Below are 26,364 nucleotides of genomic sequence, written 5' to 3' on the forward strand. Positions count from 1 at the left end.
CCCCAATGGCGATATCCCCACGGTCCACTACACCGGGATTAGTCCTCGATTCAATCGCTCCGTTTATCTCAAACCGAGGTTCCGCAGTCTCCGCCGTTGATCCAATGCTCCTTTTTCAGGTGAGTCATCACCCAGAGACCTTCAGTCCCCTCAAACACCTGAATCGAAGCCCGATTGGCTTCTCATGCGCCGCTCCGTTGAAACGTCGCACCCCTCGGGTCGTCGCGCCTCAAACTTCCTCGCAAAAAAAGAGTGATTAAATAAACCGGGGCTTGCGCGACAGAAGCCTCGGGGTGTAGAGGGGGCGGAAGGGCTTTCCGGCGGTCTCCAGTTTCACCGCCTGGACGAGTTCGTTCTCGGTCATCGTCTCCTTGTAGGGCTTCTTCTTCTCCGAAAGCTTCCGGATGGTGACCATGAGCCGGCCGGTCTCGGCCTCCTGGTCGCCGATCACCGCGACGTAAGGGACCCAGTCCATCCCGGCCTCGCGGATCTTCTTGTTCACGCTCTCGTCCCGGTCGTCGACGTCCGCCCGGATGCCGGCTGCGTTCAGCCGGGTGGCGATCTCTTCCGCGAAACAGACGTGCCGCTCAGCCACCGGCACCAGCCTGACCTGGGTCGGGGCGAGCCAGGTCGGGAACGAGGGGACCTCCTGGGCCGCGGTGTTCTCGAGCAGCGCGCAGATCACCCGCTCGATCGAGCCCGTCGGCGAGCAGTGGAGGATCGGGGGGTAGACCTCCGTCCCGTCAGGGGTGTAGTACTTGATATCGAACCGGTCTGCGCTCTCGACGTCGATCTGGACGGTCGGGTTCTCGATGGGTCTCCCCTGTGCATCGATCGCCGCGAGGTCGACCTTCGCGATCCAGTAGTGGGTCCGCTCCGAAAGAATCTCGATCAGCATCGGCACGCCCGACTTCGCGACTATCTCCTTCACCCAGAGCTCGTACTGCTCGAAGAAGTCCCGGGTGCACCGGAAGACTCCGACGAGCGGAGTCTCGAGGTCTTCGCCGCTCTTCCAGCCCATCGCGAGCTGCTCCTCGAACGCCGCAAGCGCGCCGTCCACGTCCCGGCAGAGGGTGTGCATATCGGGCATCGTGAAGGCGCGGAGCCGCTTCAACCCGATCACCTCGCCCTTCTGCTCGTGCCGGAACGAGTAGGTCGAGAGCTCGTAGAGTTTCATCGGGAGGGTGTTCGGGGAGATGTGCATGTCGTGCATGATCGAGAACATCCCGAAACACGCCGCGAACCGGAGCATCATGTCGCGGTTGCCGCTCTTGAACCGGTACTGCCGCTCCCCGAACTTGGCGGCGTGCTCCGCGATCGCCTTATCGCCGAGGTCGTACATCACCGGGGTCTCCACCGGCATCCCGCCGTAGTCGAGCACCTGAGAAAGGACGTAATCGGAAAGAAGGTCCCGGAGAAGCTTGCCCCGGGGCATCCAGCGGTGGTGCCCGACGTCCGAGCGCGGCTCGTACTCCACGAGTTCCTTGGCCCGCATCAGGTCGACGTGCACCGGCTCGGCCCCCTCCGGCCCCGGGTAGCCGAGTTCCTTCCGGACCAGAGAGGCGAAGGGCGTGTTTTCGTTCGCGTAGTCGGCCGCGTCTCTCCGCTCCCCTTCGGGAGTGATGACGAAGAACTCGTGCTCGATCTCTTTCTTCTCGGCGGCCGCCGTTCCTTCGCCCGGGACGATCGTCCGGGAGAGCTCCGAGAGCGGGTGGCCCTTGCAGGAGAGCGAGAATGCCTTGTACCAGCCGAACGGTGCCCGTTTCACGACGAAGTCGTCTTTCCCGACGAGCCCTTCCTCGATGCCCTTAAGAGCGCTCACAGCCGCTTCCGGCGATGCAAGGTCGGAGGAGAGGTGGGCGTAGGGGTAAATCATAATATTGGTGGTGCCGAGCTGCCGGGCGGTGGCGGCGATCTCGTCAGCCGCCTGTCGGACGGCATCCTCGATGTTCTCCTCGTCGACAGACTCAACCGCGCAGAAGACGGCGAGCGCCTCGTCGAGGGCGTCCTTCTGGACGGCATCCTCTTCGGCGACCTTCGTCTTCTTCCGGGCCTCGTATTCGATATGATCAGAGTGGATCAGAAGAAGTCGCATTGGTATCCCCAGTTGAATCGTTCAATATCTGTTTTCCTGCTATATAGTGCATAACGCTTGTCGGCCGGGGAGCACGTGCCCCGGGCCGCCACCCTCGCCGCGGTACGGCGGGAGGCGTCGAGTTTCGCCGGATTCCCGGCATCACTCCTGTGCGCGGCGCGCATTCTCGTGGTAGCGGGAGAGGGTCGCCTGCCGCTGGTCCATGTACTTCGCGTCCCGCTTCTGGCTGTACGGGTGCGCGGCGCGATCCGTGCGGTAGAATACCAGCTGTCCGATCGGCATCCCTGCGTAGACCCGGACCGGCCGGGAGTTCACGTTGCACATCTCGAGCGTGATCGTCCCGCGGAACCCCGCGTCGATCCAGCCCCCCGTCTGGTGGAGCTCGACCCCGAGACGCGCGATGCTGCTCTTCCCCTCGATGCTCGCCACGACGTCGTCGGGAAGTTCGATCGCCTCCAGGGTCTCGGCGAGGAGGAACTGTCCCGGTGCAAGGACGATCGAGTCGGCCACCGTCTCCTCAATGTCCGAACAGACGGTCTCCTTTTCGTAAGGGTCGATCACGGTCTCTCCCGGAACGTACCAGACAAAGTGGGAACCGAGCCTGATATCCAGGGAATTGGGCTGGATCAGGCCGGGGTCGAAGGGGTCTACCTTGATGTATCCGTGCCTGATGTGGTCTTCGATCTGCCAGTCGACAAGAATCATTCTACTATGTCTCTCCCGCAAACTATTCTTTGTTTTCGAGATGCCACTCCGTCCTGCGCATCAGCCCGTGAAGCGTGCTTGCCTCGCGGATGGTCAGTTTCGTCCGGCCGAGCACCCGCCGGATGAGGGTCATCGTGTTCTCACGCTTGAAGTCCGGGTGGTCGATACGGTTCAGGAACGCGTCGATATGCCGGTAGAGCGAATCCATCTCGACGGGGCTCGCGAGGGGATAGGTTCCGCGCGGCAGGTTCGCGAGTTCGTAGCAGAGGATGCCCACCGCGTGGGAGAGGTTCAGGATAGGGTACACCTCTGAGGTAGGGATGGTGCAGATGAGGTTTGCCCGCTTAAGCTCGGTGTTTGCGAGTCCCCAGTTCTCCCGCCCGAAGAGTAGCGCGACCGTCCCGTCGATGTCGCCGACGAACTCCCGGACTTCCGCCGGCGCGTAGTAGGGCATCCGCATCGGGGTGCAGACCGACTTGCTCACCTCGCCGGTCGTCGCGACCACGAAGTCGAACTCGTTATAGACCTCCTTGATCGTCATTCGCCGGGCATTATCGAGAACGTCGCGGGCGTGGGAGGCGCGCATGATCGCGTCGTCGCCGAGCGTGCAGGGGTTGACGAGAACCAGCCGGGTGAACCCGAAGTTCTTCATCACCCGGGCGGTAAACCCGACGTTCCCCTCGTAGAGGGGTTCGACCAGGACGACTGAAATCTCAGGCATGCCTCACTGTGCCGCCCGGACCGTCGCCCGGAGCACGTCGATCCCTTCCTCGTAGACCGCGTTGCCTACGACGATCGTGTCGGCATAGCGCCCCATCTCCGCTGCCTGCTCGGCCGAACGGATCCCGCCGCCGTAGTAGAGGGCGGCGTGCTCGACCGCCCCGGACGCCGCCTGCACGATTGCGGGATCTCCGTAGGTTCCGCTATACTCGATGTAGACGATCGGGAACCGGAAGTAGCGGTCCGCCACCTCCGCGAACGCGGCCACATCCTCTGCCGAGAGGCTGCAGTCCGCTCCCGTCACCCGCCCGACGGCGGAGTTCGGGTTGAGGACGATGTAGGCCTCGGGCACCACCATCTCCCAGTCGACGCTGCTTGCGTGGCGGAGCCAGGCGTAGTGCTTCCCGACGATCCAGCGGACGTCGTTCGTGTTCATCACGCTCGGCACGAAGAGGTGGTCGACCGCCCCGTCGAATATGGCGCAGTCGGGGCTCGCCGGTTCCACCACCAGCGGCAGCCCGTAGGCGGAGACCAGATCCAGGAGTTCGTGGAGGTTCTCCCGCGTCACGTTCAGGGTGCCCGAGAGCATCAGGGCGTCGGTCCCGCTCGTTACGATCTCCTCGACGGCTCCTTTCGGGAGGCATTTATCGGGGTCAAGCTTCGTTACGTGTACCCAGGTCTTCCAGTTCGCGTGCATGGTGTCACTTCAGGTGGCCGATGTAGTCGCGGACTCTGGCCTTCTGGATGCCGGTGATGGAGGAGACCTCCTCCGGGTCGGCAACACGGAGCGTTGCGGCGTCGTAGATGCCTGCAAGGTAGAGCCTGTCCACGGTCGCCTCGCCGAGTCCGGGGATCTCCAGGAGTTCTTTTCGCCCGCGCTCAAACATCGCCTTGGTGATCTTTTGCGGGGTGGGGCGCCCGAGGTGCCTGCAGACCAGTTCCACATGTTTATGTACGGTTTCCGGATTAATGCCGGTTTTGCTTGAGAGGTAGGGGATGGGCAGGTAACAGAGGTCGTCGGGAGTTGCGACGCCCCCTGCCTGGTACTTCTTCAGGCTGACCGCGGGAACCCCGGCCTCCCGGAGAGCGCGCTCGTTGCAGATCCCGCGGGCCGCTTCCAGGAGTTCGGCTGCGGCCGCCTCGCCGATGCCGGCCTTCTTCAGGGCCGCAACGTCGGCCAGCGAGAGCGCGTGTATGTCCCCTATCCCCTGCTCGAGGAGGCTTCTCACGATCTTTGCGTGGCTCCGGCCCTTTCTTGGCGGGACGATTTTGCGGACGAACTTCCTGAGTTCCGAGCGGCGCCGGAGGATGTCGAGCGCACCCTCTGCTTCCTCGACCAGCCGTTCTGCCTCTCCCGTATCGACATCGACGGTTCCTGCGAGTTCTTCGGGCGGCATGCCCGCGATCTCGGAGACCGTGTAGACGTGGTGTGCGTGCAGGCGCTGCACCAGATCGTCGGTCATCGAGGGCATCATCCGGAGCGCCTCGACGTTCGAGGAGATATGGCTGCAGAGCGGGCAGCCGATATCCCACGGGCGAGAGCCCTTCCGGATCAGGCGGACGTGGGAGAGGTTGTGCTTCTCGCAGGTCTCCTCGACCCGGATTGCCCGTCCCCAGGTGCTGCCGGGCAGGCTGATGTTGAACCGGCACTCCGGGTAACCGGTGCAGCCGATGAACTGGGAGACGCCGATGTGCCGGATACGAAGGTCGTGACCGCAGACGGGACACGGGCCGACGGTGTGCTCCTCTGTGGTCTGCTCCATGATCTCGCTGCCGATCTCCTTCTCGTGCGCCTCGAGTTTGTCGAAGACTCTATGCAGCATCTCGCGGGACTCGGTGACGACGTCTTCGCGGGAGCGCTGGCTCTGCTTGATGAGCTGCATGTGCTCTTCAAGCGTCCGGGTCATCTCCGGCTCCGTGATCGTCTCCGCGTGGTTGTCGAGGGCGTCTATGACGGCCCGGCCGACGAGCGTCGGGCGGAGCGGGTTGCCTTCCACGTAGCGGCGGGAGACGAGTTTGCCGATCACCTCGTGCCGTGTGCTCTTCGTGCCGAGGCCTAGCTCCTCCATCACCTGGATGAGCCGACTCTGGGAGTAGCGCGCCGGCGGCTGCGTCTGCTTCTCCTCGAGGTTCACGTTCTTGATCGGCAGCACCTCACCCGGGGCGAAGACCGGGAGGATATTCTCCTTCGCCTCCGAGTAGGGGTAGACCCGGCGCCATCCGGGAGAAAGGAGCCGCCCGCCCGTCGCGGTGTAAGGCTCTCCCGACGCATCGAAGAGGCACTTGGTGGTCGTCCACTTCGCATCGGGGGAGAGGGTCGCGAGGAACCGCCGGACGATGAGTTCGTAGACTTTCCACCGGTCCTGCCCGAGCCTCTCGCGCGTCGCCGCCCCCGTCGGGTGGATCGGCGGGTGGTCGGTGCTCTCCTTCTTGCCGCGGGTCGGAACCGGACGCCGGTGCTGCTGCACCCAGGCGACGTCCTTATCAAACGTCCCTCCTTTGAGCGTCTCGAGGATCGCGTTCAGGTTCAGCGACTTCGGGTAGACCGTGTTGTCGGTCCTCGGGTAGGAGATGTACCCGTTCATGTAGAGGTCTTCGGCAATTCGCATCGCGTTCGCCGCCGAGAGGCCCAAGCGGCTCGCCGCGACGATGAAGGTCGTGGTGTCGAACGGCGTCGGCGCCCGGTCGTTCTTCTGCCCCTCTTTCACGTCCGTGACGACGAGCGGCTCTTTCGTCCCCGCCTTCGCGGCGAGGGCCGCCTCATGGTCGGTGAACCGCCCGGCGGTATGCCGCGCCTCCACCGGTATGCCGTCTTTTTCGGTCGCAAGCGAGAGCATCCAGTAAGTCTGGGGGACGAAACTCTCGATCTCGCGCTCCCGCTCGACGATCATGGCAAGCGTCGGACTCTGCACCCGCCCGACGGAGAGGATATTCTTGCCGCCCCGCCGGGCTGCGAGGCTGATGAACCGGGTCAGCGCCGCCCCCCACATCAGGTCGACCGTCTGGCGGGCCTCGCCGGCAGCCGCGAGGTCGAAGTCGAGGTCGGTCAGGTTCTCGAAGGCCGACCGTATCTCCGCCGGGGTTATCGCGGAGAACCGGGCCCGGTTGATCCGAACCGAGGGGTTCACCGCACGGACGAGTTCGTAGGCCTCTTTTCCGATCAGCTCCCCTTCGGTATCGTAATCGGTGGCTATGGTGATGAGATCGGCCTTCTTCGAGAGTTTCTGGATGAGGTTGACGATCTTCTTCTCGGTCGGCTTCTTGACGATGCCTGCGTCGATGAGGGTTCGCGGCGTGTGGGTTTCGCTTCGCCAGTTCGTGTAGCCGGGCTCGAAGTCCACCTCCACCACGTGCCCTTTGAGGCCCACCACAGTCTTTGTGTCAAAGGAGTAAGTGGATACCTTCCCGTCCTTCGTCGCTCTCACTTTCTCGTTGCCGGCGAGGATCTGCGCGATCCGGTTTGCCGAGATGTTCTTCTCTGCGATGATAAGATGCACTGCGGATTACACCCCGCCTGTATCAATATACCCGGATACGATCTTCCCGAGTTCCCGCGGGTCAGCCCGCCCGCGGGTCTCTTTCATCACCTGCCCCACGAGGAAGTTCAGGGCACCTTTCTTTCCGGCCCGGTAATCCTCCACCGCCTGTGGGTTTGCGGCGACCACCTTCTCGACGACCTGCGTGAACTCGTCTCCCGTGGCCCTGGCGAGCCCTTCGCGCTCCACGATCACGGCGGGAGGCTCACAGGGCTTGCCGGCGGCGCAGGCATCGAGCATCTCCCGCAGAATCTGGACGCCGGCCGTATCGGTGATGGTCTCCGTCCGCAGAAGCGCGAGGAGTTCCGCGATGCGGTCGGCCGGGACGGCGGCGATGCTCATGTCGCGGTAGTTGAGTTCCCCGAGGAGTGTGTCGGCCACCCAGGTGGCGGCGAGAACCGGGTCGACGTGTGCGACCGTCTCGTAGAAGTCGGCGAGTTTCGGGTCGCCGGTCAGCGTCCGGGCGTGATTGAGCGAGATGCCGTACTGCTTCATGAACCGGTTCTTACGGGCGGTGGGAAGTTCGGGAAGGTCGATTGCCGCGACCCGGTCCGCGACCCGGAGCGGTCGGAGGTCGGGCTCGGGGAAGTAGCGGTAGTCGTGCTCCTCCTCCTTGCTGCGCGAAGAGGTGGTGATCCCGCGGCCTTCCATGAAGTGGCGGGTCTCTCTCGTCACCTTCTGGCCGCGCCGGAGCAGGTTCTTCTGCCGGGTCACCTCGAAGGTGAGGGCCTTCTCGACGCCTTTGTAGGAAGAGATGTTCTTGACCTCGACCCGCTCGGAGCCTTCGAGAGAGATGTTTGCGTCCACACGGAGGCCGCCCTCCCGTTCGCCGTCGAAGACCCCGAGGTACTCGAGGATCGTCCGGAGCCTGTTGAGGAATCGGCGGGCTTCCTGCGGGGACCGCATATCCGGCTCGGTGACGATCTCAAGGAGGGGTATCCCCGACCGATTATAGTCGACGAGCGAGTACTTCGACCCGCCCGCGACGTGGACGAGCCTCCCCGGATCTTCCTCAAGGTGCACCCGGGTGATCCTGATGAGTTTCTCGTGCCCCTCGTCGTCCTCGATCTCGACCGTCCCTTCGACCGCGAGCGGTTTGTCGTACTGCGTGATCTGGTAGGCCTTCGGAAGGTCGGGGTAGAAGTAGTTCTTCCGGGCGAACTCCGACTCCTCCGGGACCCTCATGTCGAGGGCTTTTGCGACCTTCAGGCCGTATTCGACCGCCTTTCTGTTCAGGCGCGGAAGCGCCCCCGGGAGGCCGAGACAGACCGGGCAGCAGTGGGTGTTCGGCTCGTCGTCCCGATAGTCCGTCGAGCACCCGCAGAAGAGCTTGGTCGCGGTCGAGAGCTGGACGTGGATCTCAAGCCCGACGATCGTCTTCATGCCCGCACCTCCTGCTCGTAAGCAAACGCAGCGTCGACGACGCGCTCGTCCTCGAACTGCCGTCCCATGATCTGGAGCCCTACGGGAAGGCCGTCCACCCTGCCGCACGGCACGGATATCGCCGGGATGCCGGCGAGGTTCGCGGGCACCGTGAGGATGTCGGAGAGGTACATCGAGAGCGGGTCGGACTTCTCGCCGAGGCGGAAGGCCGTCGTCGGCATCGTCGGGCCGGCGATGACGTCCGCATCGCAAAACGCCCGTTCGAAGTCCTCCTTGATGTTCCTGCGGGCTACCTGCGCCTTCGCGTAGTACCGGCCGGCGTAGCCCGCCGAGAGGGCGAAGGTCCCGAGCATGATCCGGCGCCTGACCTCGGCGCCGAACAACTCCAGCCGCAGGTCCTGGTAGGCCTCGTGCCAGGTCTTTCTGGTATCGACCGCCGGGCCGTAGCGGACGCCGTCGAACCGCGCGAGGTTCGAGGAGGCCTCGCTCGTGCAGATGACGTAGTAGGCCGCGAGCGCGTGCTGCATGCCGGGGATGCTTACCGGGACGGTCTCGGCTCCGAGCCCTTCGAGGACCCCGATCGCGTCCCGGACGCTTTCCGCGACGCGGGGGTCGACGCCTTCGCCGAAGTACTCCTCCGGTATCCCGACCCTGAGCCCTTTGATATCGGCCGACGGCCGGTGGTCGTACGGGCGGTCGAGCATCGTCGAGTCGCGGGGGTCGTACTTCGCGATCACCGACATCAGTCTCGATACATCCTCCACCGTCCGTGCCATCGGCCCGATCTGTTCGAGGGAGTTCGCGTAGGCGATGAGGCCGTAACGGGAGACCCGGCCGTAGGTGGGTTTGAGCCCCACGATCCCGCAGAACGCTGCGGGGCACCGGATCGAGCCGCCGGTATCGGTGCCGAGCGCCATCGGGACGAGGCCCGCGGCGACGGCGGCGGCGCTTCCGCCGGACGATCCGCCCGGCACCCGTTCGGGGTCCGCCGGGTTTCTGGTGGGGCCGAACGCGCTCGTCTCGGTGGTGGTGCCCATGCCGAACTCATCCATGTTGGTCTTGCCGACGATGGCGGCTCCTGCCTGCCGGAGGAGTTCCACGACGTGGGCGTCGTACGGCGGGACGTAGCCTTCGAGGATCTTCGACCCGCAGGTGGTCTGTATCCGTGCCGTCGAGATGTTGTCCTTGACCGCGACGGCGGTGCCGGCGAGCGTCCCCTCAGAGAACGTCGCCTGCCGGCAGGTGGTGATGAAGGCGTTGTACCGGTCATCGGGCGAGAAGTCGAGCGTCCCCGCCACTTACATCACCCTCGGAGCCTTGATGAACCCGTCCTCGGTCGACCCCGCGTTCGCGAGGGTTTCTTCCTGCGAGAGGCAGGGCCGGGGCTCGTCGTCCCGGAAGATGTTCGTGATCCCGGCCGCCGGGGCGCCTTCGCCCACTACGGTGTCGAGAACCTCAAAGTAGTCGAGGATTGCGTTGAACTGGGTGGTGAACTCCGGCACCTCGTCCTTTGAAATGCCGATATCCGCAAGTTCTGCTATATGCTCAATATCGCTCTCAGTAATCATGTTGCGCCCTACTGATCTCCGTTAAGTACCCTTGTACCGACTTTTTATAACCATTGTTACGTGCGAGCCGTTGCATTGCTCTCCAGATCCCGCTCCCGTATTGCATCGCTTTCTTCTCGGCCCGGGCGATTTCGGGGGGGATGTGGCGTTCTGCGACCACACGCAGGGGATATTTTCTCACCCCTCCGCGCACCCGCTCGGCGGCCGGGATCGCTCTCGCGGCGCGCACCACCCGGATGTCGAGATACGGCATCGAGAAGTATGCCCCGTGAAGCGCCGCCACCGCCTGGTCCCGCGTCCCCTGGCGGCCGAGATCCGCGAAATCCCGTTCGAGTTCCGTCGCGAGGTCCGGGGAGGTGAGGTAGCGGGCGTAGCCGCCGAAGAGCTCGTCCGCCCCCTGTCCGGCGAGGATCCGGGTATGTCCGTGGTCTTCTGCCCACGCGGCGACGAAGTACAGGGTCGTCGCGATCGAGGCCTCGACCGGGTTCGTCGGATCGGGGATCACCCGGACCACCCGGGCAAGTGCCTCCGCGACCTCGTCTTCTGTCGGGGAAACGGTTGTGAGGTCAAGTCCCATCGTCCGGGCGGCCTTCGCCGCCCACCCGGCGTCGTGCGACCCCCCGATCCCCACCGTCACGCAGGGGAGGTGGGCGAGGTGGGCGACGAGGCCCGAGTCGACGCCGCCGGAGAACGCCACCACGCCCTCGTCGCTTCGGAGACCGACCGCGGCGACGATCGCCTCCTCGAGCGTGCAGACCTCCGGCTCGGGGGCTATCCGGGCCACCTCGCGTCCGCTGCAGTATACGGTTCCCGGCGGGACCGGGCCGGGCATGATGCCGAAGGTGTCGCGGGCGATGCAGTCGTCCCAGACAAGCGCGAACTCACCACCGCACCGGGCGATGGCCTCCGGTCCCTCTCCGAGCATCCGCTCCACGTCGACAGGGGAGAGCCGCACCCCGTCATGTTCCATCCAGCCCTTCAGGTTCATGGTCGGCATATTCCGTAATCCGGCAGTTATCGCCATGAGGTTCACACGGTACGCGATCGCCTCAAAAAACGGATCAGTTTCAGTGTTTGCACTGATGAACAATAAATGTGCGTACACCGGCCGGCGCAAAATGCGGGCGGTTTGGAGGGTTTCAGCCGGAATCTGTCATCCCCGGGCGGATACGACGACCCTGACCAGGCGCAGCGTCACCTCGGGCACGTGTTCTTCGTCGAAGGAGAGCGTCACCCGGTCCCGGCCCTCTTCGGGCATGGTCATGTAGTCTTCGACGTTATCGTAGGTTCCATTCATCTTAGAGAGTGTCTCGTTACATTTCTGCCACAATGACGCGTTCAGCGGGACCGGGAGACTCGTGTTAACCGCGATCTCGATAGTTTTTGAGGCTCCGGTGTCAGTCAGGTTGACCGGTATATCCTCCACCGTCGCGTCCAGGAAGAGCGTCCCCACGCCATTCCCGCTCGTGAAGTTGCGTTCTCCTAGCTCGAACGTCACGAGCGATATCGTGATTTTGGTGCAGTTCTCCGAACCCTCGTGCTCGATCCCGATGAGCGATCTGGCGAACCCCGAGGCACTTGCCGCCTCACAAACCTCGTCCATGCCCGGGTAATCAAGCGGCGTCTGGAGCACTTCGTCGGTGACGTTGGTGTAGCCGTACTGCCAGGCATACCCCTGGTTGCGCCAGAAGTTGCCGATCGGCGTGTAGGAGAACTTCGTCAGGTTGCAGGTGTAGGTCGTCCCGTTCAGGGTCACGTTTGCGAGCGGGCCCCCGGGGTCCACCCGGAGCGTCCCCGCCGACCTGACCGGGTCGAGGATCGTCTCGCCCCCACCGAGGGGGATGCGTTTTGAGAGGTGCAGGTCCTGTTTGAGCGCCGCGGCGGTGGTGATGTCCGACCCGAACGCGAGGAACGACTCTTCGACTGCGCGCAGGTGCTCCACCTCCGCCTGCTGCTTGAGCGAGGGGATGACGACGGCGTTGTAGACGGAGAGGAACATCACCAGGACGGCGAGGAGGAGCATCGCCGCGACGACCGGCGAGACGGCACGATCATCCATCACCGTACCTCCCCGTTGAAGAGGACCGCCCGCGGCATGACGAGGCGCACCTGCCTGTCGCCGGGCTGGTACGGCACGACGATGCTGCTTCCGAGGTCGAAGACCTGCTTTTCAGGCGACAGGACGAACGTATCGGAGCGGTACTTCCGGGTCGCGGTGGCGTTCGAGACGACGACCTCGAGGTCGGCCGCCCGCACCCAGTCGCCGCCCTTGTGGTAGAGCGTGATGTCGTCCGCCGTGCTGGCCATCATGACGGTGACCGTCGGCGCCCGCTCGGTGGGGAGGAGATTCCCGAGCGATGCGGCGAAGACGGCGACGAGAAGGAGCACGAGGGAGATCATGAGCATCTCCCCGACGACCCCGGATACTGCTTCATCGTTCATAGCGCACCCCCGATGAGCACGACAAAGACCACGACCGTCGCGATGAGGAAGACGATGCTGTGCTTGAACCCGGCCATGATGCTGTTTGCACTGAGCTGGCCGGCCATGATGCCCGAGAACGCCCCGAGGACGATGGCGATGTGGAACATGTCGGTCGTGTTCCCGGCGATGTCCAGGGTGACGTCGAACTTTGTGAAACTCGACACGAACCGGGTGTTGAGTTCGAGGGCAGTGTAGAGGTAGACGCCGAAGGAGAGGTAGACGACGGCGACGTAGGTGAAGGCCGAGTTGAACCTCTCCCGCTTCATCCTGAGGTAGTGCTCGAAGTCGTTGATGGCGACCATGAGGGTCTCCCTGAGGTGATCGGTGATCTCGCTCGCTTTCACCATAAGCGATATCGCGCGTTTCACCGAGACGAGCCCGATCCGCTCTTCCATCCGAACGAGGGCGTTACCGATGCTGACGCCCCGCCGGATCTCCTCGGAGGTGATCTGCAGCTCCGAGCTCAGGAGCCCGAGTTTCGTGTTCGCGATCCGGTGGATCGCCAACTGGAGCGTCATCCCGATATCCTTCATGTCGGCGAGTTCTCGCAGGAACTCCGGCATCTGCCGCTCGACGCTGTTGACGTACCCCCGCCTCCCCTCGTAGGCAATCATCACGGGAAAGAAAGAAGCGCAGATGATGGCACAGATGCCGACTTCGGGGACGAACATCGGGAACCATGCGTCGAAGTAGCCGAGCAGGAAGAGTGCGGTGGCGGCGCCGCCGCAGAGCATCGCGAGCACGAGGCTCCAGTCGTAGTTCGAGATATAGTGACGGAACGGCTGCTTCAGCACTTTCATCACTCTGAGGGCGCGGTTCCGCGCCCGTAAGGTTCGGATCAGCCACGGGTCGATCTCTCCGCCTGGGTCTGGGACGTCGAGGTGCTCGCGCCCGCCTACCTCCCTCCGGCTGATCTGGAGGTTTTCGGCGGGGAGGAGAGTATAGAGGATCCCTATCATCGCCATCGCCCCGGCAGGGATGCCGAGGGTGATCAGCGGCATCCAGCCCGCAAGATCGCTCTGGCCGGCGAGGTTTTGCGAGAGGATCATGATCATGACGACGATCGGGCCCGCCACGAACGCCGTGACGTAGACCTCGGCCATGATCTCGATAGTCTTGAGCGCCATCTCCTGTTCGCGCTCCGCGATCTCCCGGAAGAACCCGGAACGGGCCCCGAGGAATGCGGTGATGTCTCCCCCGCTGTCGGAGAGGAGGGCGAGGTCGTTGAAGAAGTCGGCGAGGTTCGGCGACGGGGTGGTGTTCTGAAGGTTCTTCATCGCCGTATGCAGGTCTTCCCCGAAGAGCTCCACGTCGCGCACGGTCATGCCGAACTCTTTCGAGACCTCCCCGAAGAGGTCCATCTCCTCGTAGACCTTGCGGATGACCTCGTAGACGGTCATCGTGGTGGAGAGGGCTTCCATGTAAGTGATAGCGTAGGGGAGGTCGAGATCGATCTTCGTCTTCCTCCCCTGTGCGACGAGGAAGGGGTAGCAGTAAAGCGTGCCGAAGACCCCGGCGATCAGGATGAGAAAGAGAAGGATCTTTGTGACGGCGTCGGGAACGACGGAGAAGAGGAGAATCCTGTATCCGGCATGGGAGAGGTATGCAATGCAGGCGAGGTATATTCCTGCCGCAACAGCGGTGACAAGGACGGCCCGCCGCAGGTAGGCGCTGTATGGAACGGGGATGTGCGCCATGCGTAGCGCCTTCCGGAGCTGGCCGCTCTCCGGGAGGAGGAAATCAGGAAAGACTGTCGTCCCCCTCACCCCTGAATGCGGACATACGGCGGATCAGGTCGTCCACGTCCTTAAAGCCGCCTGCATGCATTCGTGAGAGGAATTCCGCGCGGCGCGAGATCTCCCTCTCCAGTTCGTCGCCTGACCACCCGTGCGTCCTGGCGATATCGTCGAGGAACCGCGAACTGCTGTTTTCCCGGCAGAACCGGTCGGTGGCGGGGTCCCAGCGGTAGAGGCAGTCGTGGACGATTTCCTTCCCCCGGTCGACCCTGAGCTCGTGGAGTGAGTCGCACCGCCTGACGGCCCCACCCTTCGTGTGACGGAGGGACTGGATGACAATCAGGTCCAGCGCTCCGAGCATCGCGACCGGCACGTTGATCGGGTCGCTTATCAGACGATTGATCGCCTCGTCGATGCTGCCGGCATGGAGGGTCGAGAACGTTGTGTGCCCGGTGTTCATCGCCTGGAAGAGGGTCTGCGCCTCACGGCCGCGAACCTCCCCGACGATGATGTACTCGGGGCGCTGGCGGAGCGCCGCTTTGAGGAGGGCGAACATGTCGACGTCCCCCTTCGAGCCCCTGACGTTGATATCGCGGGTCTGCGTCGGCAGCCAGTTCTCGTGCGGGAGCTGGATCTCGCGGGTGTCTTCGATGGAGACGATCTTTGCGTGGTGGGGTATGAAGAACGAGATTGCGTTCATCGTCGAGGTCTTGCCGCTCGCCGTGCCGCCGACGACGATCATGCTCTTGCGGTTTTCGACGGCAAGCCAGATGCACGCGAGCACCTCCGGGCTGTAGGTCCAGTACTCGATGAGCGAGACGGGCGTCATCGGGTCCTTCCTGAACTTCCGGACGGTGAACGAGCTCCCTTTCGTGGAGACGATGTCGGAGAACGTCAGCTGGACACGGGAGCCGTCGGGAAGCGACGCATCGACGAGCGGCGTCGTGAGCGAGATCTGCCGGTCCGCCTTCTGGGCGACCTTGAGGACGAAACGGTTCAGTTCGTCGCCTGCAAAGGCGATGTTCGTCGGCATGCTCCCGTAGCGCCGGTGGTAGACGTAGACCGGGATGCCAACGCCGTTGCAGCTGATGTCCTCGATCTGATCGTCGTACATCAGGGGGTCGATCCTGCCGAAACCCTGGAAGTTGCGCTTCAGGTAATAGTAGAGGACGTCAACCCTATCATCCGTCAGCTTCGGTGCGAACCGCCGCAGGATCGGCACCACGTCGCTGTAGGCGAGGTCGATCTCTTTCTGGCTCCTGGGTGAATCGAAGAGGAAGACGTCCCGTATGTATTCATGCGCCTCGGTGAGGAGCAGGTATTCGGAGGGCCCCAGTGGCGGCTCGAACACCCTGTAGCTGAGGCTTGCGTTGCCGTCCCTGGCGACGACGGCGTACGAGAACCCGGATTGCAGCCAGTAAGACGCGATCGTACCGTTGCCGACGGCGGGGAGTGCCCGACCATCGAGGGGTTCGTCTGCCGCCCGCGTCTCTCGCCGCATCCCGATGCGTGCGCTCAGTGTTTTGATGCTGTCGAGCATTCTCGATGGGAACCCTGCGGTTGGGGTGATTTCGCTCTCTCCTGTCGAATCAGATCCCTGGTGCCGCAACAATCTCATCACTCGTCTCTTTGTTCGGGTCGGTGTTTGCGTTATGTCTGCAGGAGCTTCTCTGAGCACGGTCTTCTCCGACGCGGCGGCGGTGGCGTTCGATCATAACACCAATCGCACCGGCATGGTCTCGGACAGAATGGGTGCTTCCTGCAGGTTCTATCAACGATATGGATGGTAATACTTATTATATAAATTATGGTAGATCGTATTACGAGTTTCTCGGGAGTGTGGAGAATGGCTGACGGAGGTAGGGGGAGGCTGTATCCGGCATGTTGGTGATATCCTCCGTGGTGAACGCTGTCCTGCTGGTAACCGCGGGCATCGTTACCGCGAACATTCTTGCCGAGACCGGGGTATTTTCCCGGCTTTCGTCATTCGTCGGGCCGTTCTGCAGGGTCTCCGGTCTCTCCGATGCGTGCCTCCTCTCGGTCGTTGCCATGGGGGTCAACGCCACAGCAGGAAAGTCGATGCTCGCCGAATACTATCACGACGGGAAGGTGACGGAGCGGGAGGTGATTCCGGTTCTCCTCATGGGCACCTTCCCGGTGGTCGTCGGAGAGTCGCTCTTCCGCGTCCAGCTTCCTGCGGCACTGGTCCTCCTCGGCCCCGTCATCGGGGCGACCTACACGGGACTGAACCTCTTCTCGAGCGGCATCCAGGCGTTTGTTGCCCTCCTCTACAGCCGCCGGTTCCTCGCGAATCCCGGACGCATGATCGCCCCGGTCCCTCCCGCACCCGCGGCCGCTCTTGCGCTCAACCGGGAGGTTGTCCTTGCCGGGTGCAGGAAGGCGGTTCCGACGCTCCGGCGTGTCGTTCCCATCACCCTGGCTGCGCTGATCGTTTTTTCGCTTCTCTCCGCGACGGGGGTCATGGACGGCGTCGCTGCTGCGTTCGACCCCCTCCTCCGGGCTGTCGGCCTCCCCGGCGAGAGCGCCGCGGCACTGGTGGCGCAGTTCGTCCATTTCTCAGCCGGCTACGCGATCGTGGCCTCCCTGCTCGATAGCGGCACCCTCACGCTTGAAACGGCGCTCGTCACGCTCGTCCTCGGGAGCATGGTGGTCATCACCATGATCTACGTCAAGTACTCCGTGCCGCTCTACCTCTCGCTCTTCGGCCGTTTCGGCGTCCGGATATCGCTGGTCACGTATGCGGCGAGTATGACCGCGAAGGTGGTCACGATTGCGCTGGTGATGGTTCTGTTCTGAGAGAAATAGGTACAGAAAATGTGGTGGGTTCAGGGTTTGATGACCACTTCTGTCCGTCCAAAGACCCGGCCTGCATCATCGATAAACTCTACAAAGAAGGTCCGTCCGACCTGGTCTTTGTCAGTATTGTCGAACTGGTAGGTTGTGCTGGCTCCGGGCTGCAGGAATGTAGAGTTGTGGTAGGGTGGGAGGATGTAGTGCGTCTCCCCGGGTCTGAAAGCCTTCGCGCCGGTTACACCGTCTCCTTTCAACCAGGGAGTCCCGTCTGCGTCGGTGATGCTGGTCTTGTTCACGACCCATCTCATGTGCTCGGCGTTCCCGAAGGTCTTTGAGGGCCGGATGATGATGTTGGTTGATATTGTTGCGATGGCGTCGCCACCGAGGTGTTCGATGGTCATGCCGTCAGTCTGGCTGTACGTCGCTCTGAGCTGCACCTGCTGGGGTTTCTCCGATCCGCTACCCAGGCCACCGGCGAAGGCGCTCACCACTGCCGCGATGATGACCGTCACCACGAGCATCAGCATCACGCCCACCACCGGGGACACCGCATTGTCACATTGTCTTTTCATCGTCTATCCCTCCACCACGACATTCTTCTCGAAGATGACCTTCCCACTCGGGATGTGCGCAAGTTTCACGGAAACAACATCTCCCGGCCGGAGATGATACCAGTCCTCGCCGAGGATTGCCATCATCGCGTCACAGTCATGGTTTGCGAGGCTGAACGCCGAACCATCCGTGTACTGGTACCGGGTGTCAGCTGTGACCCCATAACCGCCGTAAGCCCCGTTCCATCCGTATGCACTGTTGTGCATCGCTGTTCCGGCCATAATTGTGTAATTCCCGAAATGCTGCGATGATCCGTAATTGCCGGATGCCACCCAGTCTCCGGCACCGGGACCGAAGCCCAGTGGTGAATGGTATACATTCTCCGGGGTGCCGGTAGCGTTCTTGAAGTGTGTATTCGGCTCTGTCGAAGGTCCGGTGATCGTTGCCCCTCCTGTGGTGCCGTCCGATGCTTTCCAGCTGGTCACCAGTCTCAGGTCCTTCGTGGGGATGCCTTCGCTGGTACCAAGGCAGGTCAGGTCGAAACTGCTCCCGCCCCAGGAACCGTCGTTTGAAATGACGCACTCGAAAGAGGCTTGAGGCGCTGTTTGCTCGCTCTTCATCATGCCGCCTGCAAACGTGGAGACAACGGCGGCGATGATTATCGTGACGACCAGCATCAGCATCACCCCAATCACTGGCGAAACAGCGTCTTCGGTTATGTGCTGTTCTTTCATGTGTTTCTACTCCTTTTCAGTTTCGTGAGATCTGGTATTACAGATCGATCGACAAATAACACTAAGTGGAATATTAATGTTGTTATTTAGTAAAGCCGTCCGGAGTGCCGCCCGGGGGAAGGGGGTATCCCTGAACATCCTGTATCCGCTCCGGTGTGTTCCGGTACAATGGACGCCGGGAGGGGAAAACCTACTCGCGGCCTCCTGGTGCTCATGCTCCTTTGGGTCAATCCTCCCTATCAGACAGCCGGAAAATTTCATTCTTGCTATATCGTTGACTTATGCCGGATTTGAGCCCTAAACCGGGAGAGGACAACCGCCACTTCTTCGGGATCTCTTCCAAATCTCAACACCCCGCGGTCGCACTCCCGGCCTGCACAACGATTGTCGATGTGCCGAAAAACTCGGATGTAATGACTTTTTGATATTTGTTAGCATCATGTCATACAAAATTGGAACTACTCGGAATAAGTAATACAAGTAATAAGATATTTAATACTACACACTAAACTCCCTGCAGTGACACCGAACAGAGCAGCACTCCTGTATATTCTGATCCTTGTCCTCGCGGTTCCCGTAGCGGCCGGTAGTGTCGAAAGGATCGCCGCTCCCCTCCCGGAAAGCCCGGAGGGTGGTCTTGAGGTGACGCTTACGGTGAACGATATCCCTGTCGGGGGTATCGTCGAGACCATCCCCGACAGCTGTACGTGGGCCGGGTGCGACCACCCGGACAACCGCACCCGGGTCTCCGACCAGCACGTCGCCTTCGCCGTTATCGGCGAAGAAACGATCTGCTACCGGGTGCAGGGGCCGCCGGAGGCTGGAGAAGCGTTCGCCGGCACGTGGGAAGACCTGTTGACCGGTGAGTCGGGCGTCGTGGGCTCGGACGAACCCCGTGACTCAGGGCAGGCTGCGCAGACAACTGCTCCGGAAACACCCGGTTTCGGGTATGCAGTCGCCCTGGCGGCGCTTACCGTGGTATTCGGGCGGGGGTGCTGTCGGTGACCCGGCGATTCCTCCTGCTCGCCTGCTGCATCTGCCTCCTGGCCGGAGCAACAGCGGCGGCGACAGTCCCGTGCGACCGTGACGGTGACGGCACCCTGACAGCATCGGAACTCGGGACTGCAATCCTTGATTCATTGGATGCCCGGTTCATGGGCGGAACGGTTGAGGGTCCGACGCCCGGCGACCTCCGGGACGCTGCGTTCGTCCATGAGCACTGGGACGGCCGGCCGCTCACAATAACCGACTCCTCCGGGCGAACAACGACACTTTCCCGCCCGCTCCGGAGGATTGCGGTCTTTAATAGCGATACCCTCGAGATGATGCGGTCGATCGGGATCGAACCCGACCGTTTCGTGGGTGTGAGCAAGTACACCCTTGAAGACCCGACATTCTTCCCCGAGTACCAGGGTAAGGCAAACCTCGGATCGATCTGGTCGCCTGACTACGAGCAGGTTACCGGGGCTCGTCCCGATGCGGTCTTCCTCTACGCAACCCTCTCCGAGAGTTCGTGCACCGAGATCGAAGAGACCCTCGGGTCCATCGATCCCGGCATCCGTTTCTTCCGGTTCGACAGTTACCGGCCGGCGGTATACGCCGACGAGGTGCGGACGCTCGGGCTCATCCTCGGAAAAGAAGAGGAGGCCGGGCGGTTCCTCGCGTTCCACGGGAACGTTACGAATACGGTGGCAGAAGTGGTCAACGCAATCCCGGCCGAAGACCGGGTGCCGGTCTACCTGGAGAACTGGAACGACTACAAGAGCGCCGGAAAGGGCTCGGGCTACGACGAGAAGATCGAACTTGCCGGCGGCAGGAACATCTTCGCCGACACCGCGATAGAATATCCTGTGGTCGACCCCGAGGCGGTCATCAGCAGGAACCCCGATGCCATCGTCAAGATCGTGGGCGCCGGCGAACTGGTGTTCGGCGGCTACGGCGACGACGACCCGTCGTCCTTCGAGACGGTTCGCCGCTCGATCGGGAGCCGCCCGGTATGGGACAGGATTGGTGCGGTCAGGGACGACCGGGTGTACGTCATCCACACCGACGTCATAGGAGGGCCTGAATACTTCATCGGTGTCGCGTACATGGCGAAGTGGTTCTACCCGGATCTCTTCCCCGACCTGGATCCCCGCGCCATCCACCGGCAGTACCTGGACGAGTTCCAGCGGCTCGACTATGACCTCGACGAACACGGAACGTTTGTGTACCCGGCATGATGGCGGAATTCGGCAGAGAAGAGTATGCGCGGCTCATGGAGAAGAGAGCCCTCTTCATCACGGCCCTCGTCCTGGCCCTCGTAGCGCTTGTCGGGATTGCCGTGACCCTCGGGTCGGCGGACCTCCCGGTCGCCGACGCCTACCTTGCCATCCTCGCCGGGCTCTTCCCCGGGGCGGTCGACCTGCCGGAACGGATGATCGAGTCCAATGCAGTCGGGATCGTCTGGGGATGGCGGCTGCACCGCGTGCTCTTCGCGATCGCGGCAGGATTCGGGCTTGCGATCGCCGGCACGGTGATGCAGGGAGTCCTCCGAAACCCGCTTGCAAGTCCCTTCACGCTCGGGATCGCCTCCGCCGCCTCGTGCGGCGCATCGATAGCCATCATTCTCGGGGCCGGTTTTCTCTCCGGCGGCTATCTCGTCACCGGAAATGCCTTCCTCTTTGCCATGCTTGCTGCCGGCGCCATCTACGGCATGGCCCGCCTGCGGGGCATGGGGAGCGAGACGATGATCCTCGCCGGCATCGCACTCATGTACCTCTTCTCGGCCGTCACCTCGCTCCTCCAGTACCTGGGGACATCCGATAAAGTGCAGGAGGTCGTTTTCTGGATGTTCGGGTCCCTGGACAAGTCATCCTGGCCGAAACTCGGGATCGTGACGGTCGTCGTCGCTGCCATCGTTCCGCCTCTCCTCTGGCGCGCGTGGGACCTCAATGCCCTCGCCGAGGGCGATGAGGTGGCCAAAAGCCTCGGCGTACCGGTGGAGCGGTCTATGGCCGGCTTCATGCTCGCCGCATCGCTCGTAACGGCGGTGATCATTTGCTTCACCGGCACCATCGGGTTCATCGGTCTGGTCGTGCCCCACATCACCCGGATGGCGATCGGGGCCGACCACCGCACCCTTCTCCCCGCATCCGGGCTCGTGGGTGCCGTCCTCCTCCTCGGCGCCGACTGCCTCGCACGTACAGCAATCCCCGGGACGATCATCCCGGTCGGGATCATGACGGCGTTCCTCGGCATCCCGTTCTTCCTCTACCTCTTTATGCGCAGGAGGGACGCCTGATGACGCCCCTGCTCTGTGCATGCGGGCTCTCGTTTTCGTACCGCGATCGGCAGGTGCTTGCGGACGTCTCGTTCTCCCTTGACAGGGGGGAAGTCCTCGGGCTTGTCGGGCCGAACGGATCCGGAAAAACGACACTGCTCCGGTGCCTGGACCGGATTCTCGACCCGGAAGGAGATTTCCGCCTTGACGGGCGCGACCTCTACTCGATGAGCCGGCCGGAGATTGCGCGGATGATCGCCTACGTCCCACAGAACAGCGGTGCTCTGGGTTCTGCGACGGTCTTTGAGACCGTCCTGATGGGCAGGCGGCCGCACCTGCGCTGGAGCGTCTCTGAAGAGGATAAACAGAAGGTCTCGGAGGCGCTCTCCCTTCTCGGTATCGGTGACTTTGCGTCCCGCAGGGCCGACCGGCTCTCGGGAGGAGAGCGGCAGCGGGTGCTGATCGCAAGGGCGCTCGTGCAGGATGCCCGGCTCATTCTTCTTGACGAACCGACGAGCGCGCTTGACATGCGCAACCAGATCGAGGTGATGGACCTCCTGCGCCGGCTTGCGGAAGAACACCGGCTTGCGGTGGTGGCGGCGATCCACGACCTGAACCTTGCCGCCCGCTACTGTCACCGGATCATGATGCTGAAGGAGGGGCGGGTGCTCGGGCAGGGGGCGCCGTCTTCCCTCCTGACCGGGGGAATGATGCGCGCAGTCTATGGTATCGAGGCGGTCGTGAAGGACGAGATGGGGGTTCCGTACGTGGTTCCTCTCCGGCCGTCGGAGAATGATAATCTGGTGGAGATCGTATGAAAATAACAATAGTTGCCTGGGGCAGCGAACTGCTGCAGTTTTCCGGTGCAGCGCGGGAGGCGGGGATCGACCTTGCCGCGTGGCAGGTGCATGAACTGACGGACGATTCAGAGAAGTGGAAGAGGTGCATCGAGTCGTGCAACGGATCGGACGTAGTCCTGATCCACCCGTCGCACGACCCGGTCTGGGACGAGATCCTAGGCGGTCTCCGGGAAGGTGTTCCGGTTATACCGTTCGGCTACACCGATGCCTCGTGGTCGGCCTCGACCGTGCCGCTCGCCGTCGTCTCCACGGTGAGCGCTTACTTCCTCTACGGGGGGCTCGAGAACATCCGGAACCTGATCAGGTATGTCCAGGCTGAAGTTACCGATATGGACGTCGCTTACGATCCTCCGCACGAGACCCGCTGGGAAGGGATCTATCATCCGGACGTTGGGTGTGTCTTTGATGATCCCGATGAGTACCTCGCCTGGTATCCGTCCCGGCACAGTGTCCGTGTCGGCCTTCTCTTTTCCCGGACGCACTGGGTAAACGGGGACCTGGCCGTCGAAGATGCCCTGATCCGGGAGCTCGAGAAGTATTACGACGTCCTCCCGGTCTTCTGCTTCGGGGTACAGGATCAGGGGATCGGGGCGCGTTCCGACCCGGAAGTGATAGATGCCTTCTTCAAAGGCCGGATCTCTGCGCTCATTGATGCACGGACGTTCACGCCGCCCCGTGACGGCGATGCCTGCACCGCGGCGCTCGTGAAACTCGGGGTGCCGGTCTTTCACCCCCTGATCCTCTATCACCGGACCGAGGCCGATTGGAAGGCCGATACGGACGGGATGAGTGGAAGCGACGTCTCCTGGTACGTTGCGCTGCCCGAGTTCCTGGGCGCGATCGAGATGCTGCCGGTCGGCGCGGCGGAGAGCCGTGACCCGGTGGGCACCGAGGGAGAGCGGCACGTCCCTATCGCTGAGCGGGTAGAGAAATTCGTGGGCCGGGTCCGGAAGTGGGTCGATCTTGCGCAAAAACCGGCTGAAGAGAGGCGGGTGGCCTTTATCCTCCACAACAAGCCCTGTTCCTCGGTCGAGGCGACGGTCGGGGCCGGGGCGCATCTCGATACGCTGGAGAGTGTCGCAAGAATCCTCAAGGCGATGTGCGACAGGGGATATGCGGTCAAATGCCCGGAGAGCGGGAAAGCCCTGATCGAGACGATCATGGAGAGAAAGGCGATCAGTGACTTCCGCTGGACGTCGGTTGCGGAGATCGTCCAGAGAGGGGGCGCCCTCGCGCTGGTAGAGCCCGAGGATTATGCCGTCTGGTTTGAAACCCTGCCTTCTGAGATCCGACCTAGCGTCTGTGAGGCGTGGGGACGGCCCCCGGGCGAAGAGGTGGACGGGGTTCCGCCGGCGATGGTCTACGAGGGGAAGATCGTCGTCACCGGGGTACGCTACGGGAACGCCGTCGTCTGCGTCCAGCCCAAACGCGGGTGCGCAGGCGCGCGGTGCGACGGTGAGGTCTGTAAGATCCTCCACGACCCGGGCGTTCCGCCGACTCACCAGTACCTTGCGACCTACCGCTACATCGAGGAGACGTTCGGTGCGGACGTGATCGTCCATGTCGGCACGCATGGGAACCTCGAGTTCCTCCCCGGCAAATCGGTCGCCCCCTCGGATGCCTGTTTCCCCGATATCGCCATCGGAACTGTCCCTCACCTCTACATCTACAATGCCGACAACCCGCCGGAGGGGACGCTCGCCAAGCGGCGGAGTTACGCAACCCTGGTCGACCATATGCAGACGGTGATGGTTGCAAGCGACCTCTATGCGGGGTTAAAAGAACTCGAAGAGCAGATCGCGGACTATCACCGGGCGAAGGACGTCGATCGGTCAAGGGCGCACGCGCTCGAGCATACCATCGCCGACCTGCTTGAGCAGACCGGCATAGCTGACGAGATCGGGTTTGCGGCCATGCGCGAAGAGGGGAAATCGTTTGGGGAAGTGGTTGCCGCCGCCCATACCGCCGTAACCCGGATCGCCGATACCCGGATCCCGGAGGGAATGCATGTCTTTGGAGAGGTGCCGGAGGGCGAGCGCCGGGTGGAGTTCATTCATGCCGTCATGCGCTACGACGGCAAGGTGAGGGAAGCGGTGCTCCGGATGATGGGGCATGACGCCTTGACTGCGGACGAGGCCCGGTTGCGGGATGCTGACGTTGCGGCAAAAAGTCTGATAGCCGCGATCCTTGCGGGGGAGCCCCCTGACCGGGCGGCGGAGCAGGCACTCTCCGACTGCCTGTGCAGGCACGACCATGAGGCGCTCGAAGCAATCCACTCGGGTGTTATCGATATCGCGGCACGGATGGACGCCTCCGACGAGATCGGAAGCCTTCTGTCGGGGTTCGCCGGAGGCTACATCCCGCCGGGCCCCTCCGGTCTGATCACCCGGGGCAAGCCCGAGGTGCTCCCCACCGGGCGAAACTTCTACTCGCTCGATCCCTTCCGGGTTCCCACCCGTGCCGCGTGGCGGATCGGGACCCGGCTTGCGGAGAGCGTTGTTGCGAAATACGTCGATGAAAATGGGCGGATTCCGGAGAATGTCGGCATGTACTGGATGGCATCCGATATCATGTGGGCCGACGGCGAACAGCTTGCCCAGATCTTCTCCCTCATCGGGGTCGAGCCTGTCTGGACGGACGGCAGGGTCAGGTCCTACCGGGTGATCGCCCTCGAAGAACTCGGTCGGCCGAGAATCGACGTCACCGTCAGGATGAGCGGGATTCTCCGGGACTGCTTCTACACATCCATTGAACTCCTGGACGACGCTATCCGGGAGGTCGCCGCGCTGGAAGAGCCGCTGGAGATGAACTTCATACGAAAGCACGCTCTCCAGGGGAGCGGAACGGCCCGGATCTTCGGGAGCCGGCCGGGAACCTACGGCAACGGCGTCAGCCTGGCGGTCTATGCATCGGCCTGGAAGGAGGATGCGGACCTTGCGGAGGTCTTTGTCCGGTGGAACAGTTATGCCTATGGGCGGGGTAATTTCGGTGAAGAGTCTCCTGAGACCTTCTCCGCGCAACTTGCCGCCATCGACCTCACCTTCAACAAGACGGTGACCGACGAGTACGATCTCCTCGGGTGCTGCTGTTACTTCGGGACACACGGTGGGCTGACCGGGGCGGTGCGGGCTCTCTCGAACCGGGACGTGCCCGCCTATTACGGCGATACGCGCGACCGGGATCGCGTGGAGGTCAGGACGCTTGCCGAGGAGGTGCGGCGGGTCGTCAGGGCGAGGCTTCTCAACCCGAAGTGGATCGAGGGGATGAAGCGGCACGGTTACAAAGGTGCCGGTGATATTTCGCGGCAGGTGGGCACTGTCTATGGGTGGGAGGCGACGACGCAGGAGGTGGACAACCGGATCTTCGACGATATCACTCGCACGTTCGTGCTGGACCCGGAGATGCGGCAGTTCTTCGCAGACGAGAATCCCTGGGCGCTCGAGGAGATCGGAAGGCGGCTGCTTGAGGCGCACGAACGCGGTCTCTGGGATGCCGACCCGGACGTTCTCAAGGGGTTGCGGACGGCATACCTGGAGATGGAGGGCTGGATCGAGGATCGGATGGGAGATGTCGGCGGCGATGTCCAGGGAGGCGCGGTTCGCGTGGTGACTGTCGAAGAGGTGAGAGCGTCTCGGAAGGGACAGAAGGGTGAATGAAGAGTATGGGGAAGAGATCACTGTCCTGCAGGCATGCTGGACTCTACCGACGGAACGATGGAAAAGGACATGTGCCACGGCGCGGCGGAGATTGCCATAGCGCACCTGCCCGAACCGCCGCTATCCTCCTGATCGTCGTCCTTGTCGCCGCGTGCTCTGGATGTATCGCCCTCGAGAAGGATGATGAGCCGATCCCCTCCGGTAACGTCGATCAGCCATGGTCGGGCTCATTGGAGCCGGCCGGGGCGAACCACCCGGT

Annotated in this window: 21 protein-coding genes; 6 read left to right on the top strand and 15 right to left on the bottom strand. The window is 62.8% G+C overall.

Annotated features, from left to right (window positions below; translation table 11 throughout):
- Window positions 1-256: 256 nt before the first annotated feature.
- The 13 genes from BRA62_RS09360 to BRA62_RS09420 form a co-directional block, all read right to left on the bottom strand.
- A complete protein-coding gene (locus BRA62_RS09360) occupies window positions 257-2,095 on the bottom strand; it encodes a threonine--tRNA ligase (RefSeq protein ID WP_292366304.1) in 1,839 nt (612 codons plus the stop codon).
- Between the two features lie 141 nt (window positions 2,096-2,236).
- Window positions 2,237-2,800 carry a dCTP deaminase gene (dcd, locus tag BRA62_RS09365; RefSeq protein WP_292366305.1) on the bottom strand — a complete coding sequence of 188 codons (564 nt, stop codon included), beginning with the start codon at window positions 2,798-2,800 and terminating at the stop codon, window positions 2,237-2,239.
- 22 nt (window positions 2,801-2,822) lie between these two features.
- Window positions 2,823-3,521, bottom strand: coding sequence for an RNA methyltransferase (locus BRA62_RS09370; RefSeq protein WP_292366306.1), 699 nt, complete (start codon window positions 3,519-3,521; stop codon window positions 2,823-2,825).
- Between the two features lie 3 nt (window positions 3,522-3,524).
- Window positions 3,525-4,217 carry a phosphoglycerol geranylgeranyltransferase gene (locus tag BRA62_RS09375; protein WP_292366307.1) on the bottom strand — a complete coding sequence of 231 codons (693 nt, stop codon included), beginning with the start codon at window positions 4,215-4,217 and terminating at the stop codon, window positions 3,525-3,527.
- Between the two features lie 4 nt (window positions 4,218-4,221).
- Window positions 4,222-7,017 (bottom strand): DNA topoisomerase I, encoded by a 2,796-nt coding sequence (locus tag BRA62_RS09380; protein WP_292366308.1) that lies wholly within the window; start codon window positions 7,015-7,017, stop codon window positions 4,222-4,224.
- 6 nt (window positions 7,018-7,023) lie between these two features.
- Window positions 7,024-8,439, bottom strand: a complete 1,416-nt coding sequence (gatB, locus tag BRA62_RS09385; protein ID WP_292366309.1) for an Asp-tRNA(Asn)/Glu-tRNA(Gln) amidotransferase subunit GatB — start codon at window positions 8,437-8,439, stop codon at window positions 7,024-7,026.
- Window positions 8,436-9,737: an Asp-tRNA(Asn)/Glu-tRNA(Gln) amidotransferase subunit GatA gene (gene gatA / locus BRA62_RS09390; RefSeq protein ID WP_292366310.1), complete on the bottom strand. Its 1,302-nt coding sequence runs from the start codon at window positions 9,735-9,737 to the stop codon at window positions 8,436-8,438. Before gatA ends, gatB begins: the two co-directional genes overlap by 4 nt.
- Complete coding sequence (gene gatC / locus BRA62_RS09395; protein WP_292366311.1) at window positions 9,738-10,007, bottom strand: Asp-tRNA(Asn)/Glu-tRNA(Gln) amidotransferase subunit GatC; 270 nt, start codon at window positions 10,005-10,007, stop codon at window positions 9,738-9,740. It lies immediately after the preceding gene.
- Window positions 9,997-11,031: an asparagine synthase C-terminal domain-containing protein gene (locus tag BRA62_RS09400; RefSeq protein WP_292366312.1), complete on the bottom strand. Its 1,035-nt coding sequence runs from the start codon at window positions 11,029-11,031 to the stop codon at window positions 9,997-9,999. Before BRA62_RS09400 ends, gatC begins: the two co-directional genes overlap by 11 nt.
- A gap of 129 nt (window positions 11,032-11,160) precedes the next feature.
- Window positions 11,161-12,066 (bottom strand): hypothetical protein, encoded by a 906-nt coding sequence (locus tag BRA62_RS09405; protein WP_292366313.1) that lies wholly within the window; start codon window positions 12,064-12,066, stop codon window positions 11,161-11,163.
- Window positions 12,066-12,449, bottom strand: a complete 384-nt coding sequence (locus tag BRA62_RS09410) for a type IV pilin N-terminal domain-containing protein (protein WP_292366314.1) — start codon at window positions 12,447-12,449, stop codon at window positions 12,066-12,068. The genes BRA62_RS09405 and BRA62_RS09410 overlap by 1 nt, the downstream gene beginning before the upstream one ends.
- Window positions 12,446-14,257, bottom strand: a complete 1,812-nt coding sequence (locus BRA62_RS09415) for a type II secretion system F family protein (RefSeq protein ID WP_292366315.1) — start codon at window positions 14,255-14,257, stop codon at window positions 12,446-12,448. The genes BRA62_RS09410 and BRA62_RS09415 overlap by 4 nt, the downstream gene beginning before the upstream one ends.
- Entirely contained in the window at window positions 14,232-15,767 is a 1,536-nt protein-coding gene (locus tag BRA62_RS09420) for a type II/IV secretion system ATPase subunit (RefSeq protein WP_292366316.1), read from the bottom strand. The genes BRA62_RS09415 and BRA62_RS09420 overlap by 26 nt, the downstream gene beginning before the upstream one ends.
- Window positions 15,768-16,108: 341 nt before the next feature.
- Here BRA62_RS09420 and BRA62_RS09425 point away from each other — a divergent pair, with 341 nt between their 5' ends.
- The gene (locus BRA62_RS09425; protein WP_292366317.1) at window positions 16,109-17,044 is read left to right on the top strand and encodes a nucleoside recognition domain-containing protein; all 936 of its coding nucleotides are present in this window, start codon (window positions 16,109-16,111) and stop codon (window positions 17,042-17,044) included.
- Window positions 17,045-17,073: 29 nt separating this feature from the next.
- On the opposite strand, the gene BRA62_RS09430 is transcribed toward BRA62_RS09425, so the two are convergent.
- A complete protein-coding gene (locus BRA62_RS09430; RefSeq protein WP_292366318.1) occupies window positions 17,074-17,613 on the bottom strand; it encodes a type IV pilin N-terminal domain-containing protein in 540 nt (179 codons plus the stop codon).
- 3 nt (window positions 17,614-17,616) lie between these two features.
- On the bottom strand, window positions 17,617-18,327 hold the full coding sequence (locus BRA62_RS09435) for a type IV pilin N-terminal domain-containing protein (protein ID WP_292366319.1): 711 nt from the start codon (window positions 18,325-18,327) through the stop codon (window positions 17,617-17,619).
- A gap of 519 nt (window positions 18,328-18,846) precedes the next feature.
- Here BRA62_RS09435 and BRA62_RS09440 point away from each other — a divergent pair.
- The 5 genes from BRA62_RS09440 to cobN are packed head-to-tail and all read left to right on the top strand — an operon-like array spanning window position 18,847 to window position 26,105.
- Window positions 18,847-19,332, top strand: a complete 486-nt coding sequence (locus BRA62_RS09440) for a hypothetical protein (RefSeq protein WP_292366320.1) — start codon at window positions 18,847-18,849, stop codon at window positions 19,330-19,332.
- Window positions 19,329-20,549, top strand: a complete 1,221-nt coding sequence (locus BRA62_RS09445) for an ABC transporter substrate-binding protein (protein WP_292366321.1) — start codon at window positions 19,329-19,331, stop codon at window positions 20,547-20,549. The genes BRA62_RS09440 and BRA62_RS09445 overlap by 4 nt, the downstream gene beginning before the upstream one ends.
- Window positions 20,546-21,610 carry a FecCD family ABC transporter permease gene (locus BRA62_RS09450; RefSeq protein WP_292366322.1) on the top strand — a complete coding sequence of 355 codons (1,065 nt, stop codon included), beginning with the start codon at window positions 20,546-20,548 and terminating at the stop codon, window positions 21,608-21,610. Before BRA62_RS09445 ends, BRA62_RS09450 begins: the two co-directional genes overlap by 4 nt.
- On the top strand, window positions 21,610-22,407 hold the full coding sequence (locus BRA62_RS09455; protein ID WP_292366323.1) for an ABC transporter ATP-binding protein: 798 nt from the start codon (window positions 21,610-21,612) through the stop codon (window positions 22,405-22,407). The genes BRA62_RS09450 and BRA62_RS09455 overlap by 1 nt, the downstream gene beginning before the upstream one ends.
- Entirely contained in the window at window positions 22,404-26,105 is a 3,702-nt protein-coding gene (gene cobN, locus BRA62_RS09460; protein ID WP_292366324.1) for a cobaltochelatase subunit CobN, read from the top strand. Before BRA62_RS09455 ends, cobN begins: the two co-directional genes overlap by 4 nt.
- Window positions 26,106-26,364 lie beyond the last annotated feature (259 nt).

It is taken from the genome of Methanoculleus sp. UBA208, assembly GCF_002498065.1.
GTDB lineage: Archaea > Halobacteriota > Methanomicrobia > Methanomicrobiales > Methanoculleaceae > Methanoculleus.

What these genes read in the sequence shown, in the direction of transcription:
- BRA62_RS09400 (WP_292366312.1), bottom strand. Translation starts at nt 11,031, where the DNA reads ATGGCGATAACTGCCGGATTACGGAATATGCCGACCATGAACCTGAAG.
- BRA62_RS09430 (WP_292366318.1), bottom strand. Translation starts at nt 17,613, where the DNA reads ATGAAAAGACAATGTGACAATGCGGTGTCCCCGGTGGTGGGCGTGATG.
- dcd (WP_292366305.1), bottom strand. Translation starts at nt 2,800, where the DNA reads ATGATTCTTGTCGACTGGCAGATCGAAGACCACATCAGGCACGGATAC.
- BRA62_RS09405 (WP_292366313.1), bottom strand. Translation starts at nt 12,066, where the DNA reads ATGGATGATCGTGCCGTCTCGCCGGTCGTCGCGGCGATGCTCCTCCTC.
- BRA62_RS09375 (WP_292366307.1), bottom strand. Translation starts at nt 4,217, where the DNA reads ATGCACGCGAACTGGAAGACCTGGGTACACGTAACGAAGCTTGACCCC.
- BRA62_RS09455 (WP_292366323.1), top strand. Translation starts at nt 21,610, where the DNA reads ATGACGCCCCTGCTCTGTGCATGCGGGCTCTCGTTTTCGTACCGCGAT.
- BRA62_RS09370 (WP_292366306.1), bottom strand. Translation starts at nt 3,521, where the DNA reads ATGCCTGAGATTTCAGTCGTCCTGGTCGAACCCCTCTACGAGGGGAAC.
- gatB (WP_292366309.1), bottom strand. Translation starts at nt 8,439, where the DNA reads ATGAAGACGATCGTCGGGCTTGAGATCCACGTCCAGCTCTCGACCGCG.
- BRA62_RS09425 (WP_292366317.1), top strand. Translation starts at nt 16,109, where the DNA reads ATGTTGGTGATATCCTCCGTGGTGAACGCTGTCCTGCTGGTAACCGCG.
- gatC (WP_292366311.1), bottom strand. Translation starts at nt 10,007, where the DNA reads ATGATTACTGAGAGCGATATTGAGCATATAGCAGAACTTGCGGATATC.
- BRA62_RS09420 (WP_292366316.1), bottom strand. Translation starts at nt 15,767, where the DNA reads ATGCTCGACAGCATCAAAACACTGAGCGCACGCATCGGGATGCGGCGA.
- BRA62_RS09360 (WP_292366304.1), bottom strand. Translation starts at nt 2,095, where the DNA reads ATGCGACTTCTTCTGATCCACTCTGATCATATCGAATACGAGGCCCGG.
- BRA62_RS09450 (WP_292366322.1), top strand. Translation starts at nt 20,546, where the DNA reads ATGATGGCGGAATTCGGCAGAGAAGAGTATGCGCGGCTCATGGAGAAG.
- BRA62_RS09410 (WP_292366314.1), bottom strand. Translation starts at nt 12,449, where the DNA reads ATGAACGATGAAGCAGTATCCGGGGTCGTCGGGGAGATGCTCATGATC.
- cobN (WP_292366324.1), top strand. Translation starts at nt 22,404, where the DNA reads ATGAAAATAACAATAGTTGCCTGGGGCAGCGAACTGCTGCAGTTTTCC.
- BRA62_RS09435 (WP_292366319.1), bottom strand. Translation starts at nt 18,327, where the DNA reads ATGAAAGAACAGCACATAACCGAAGACGCTGTTTCGCCAGTGATTGGG.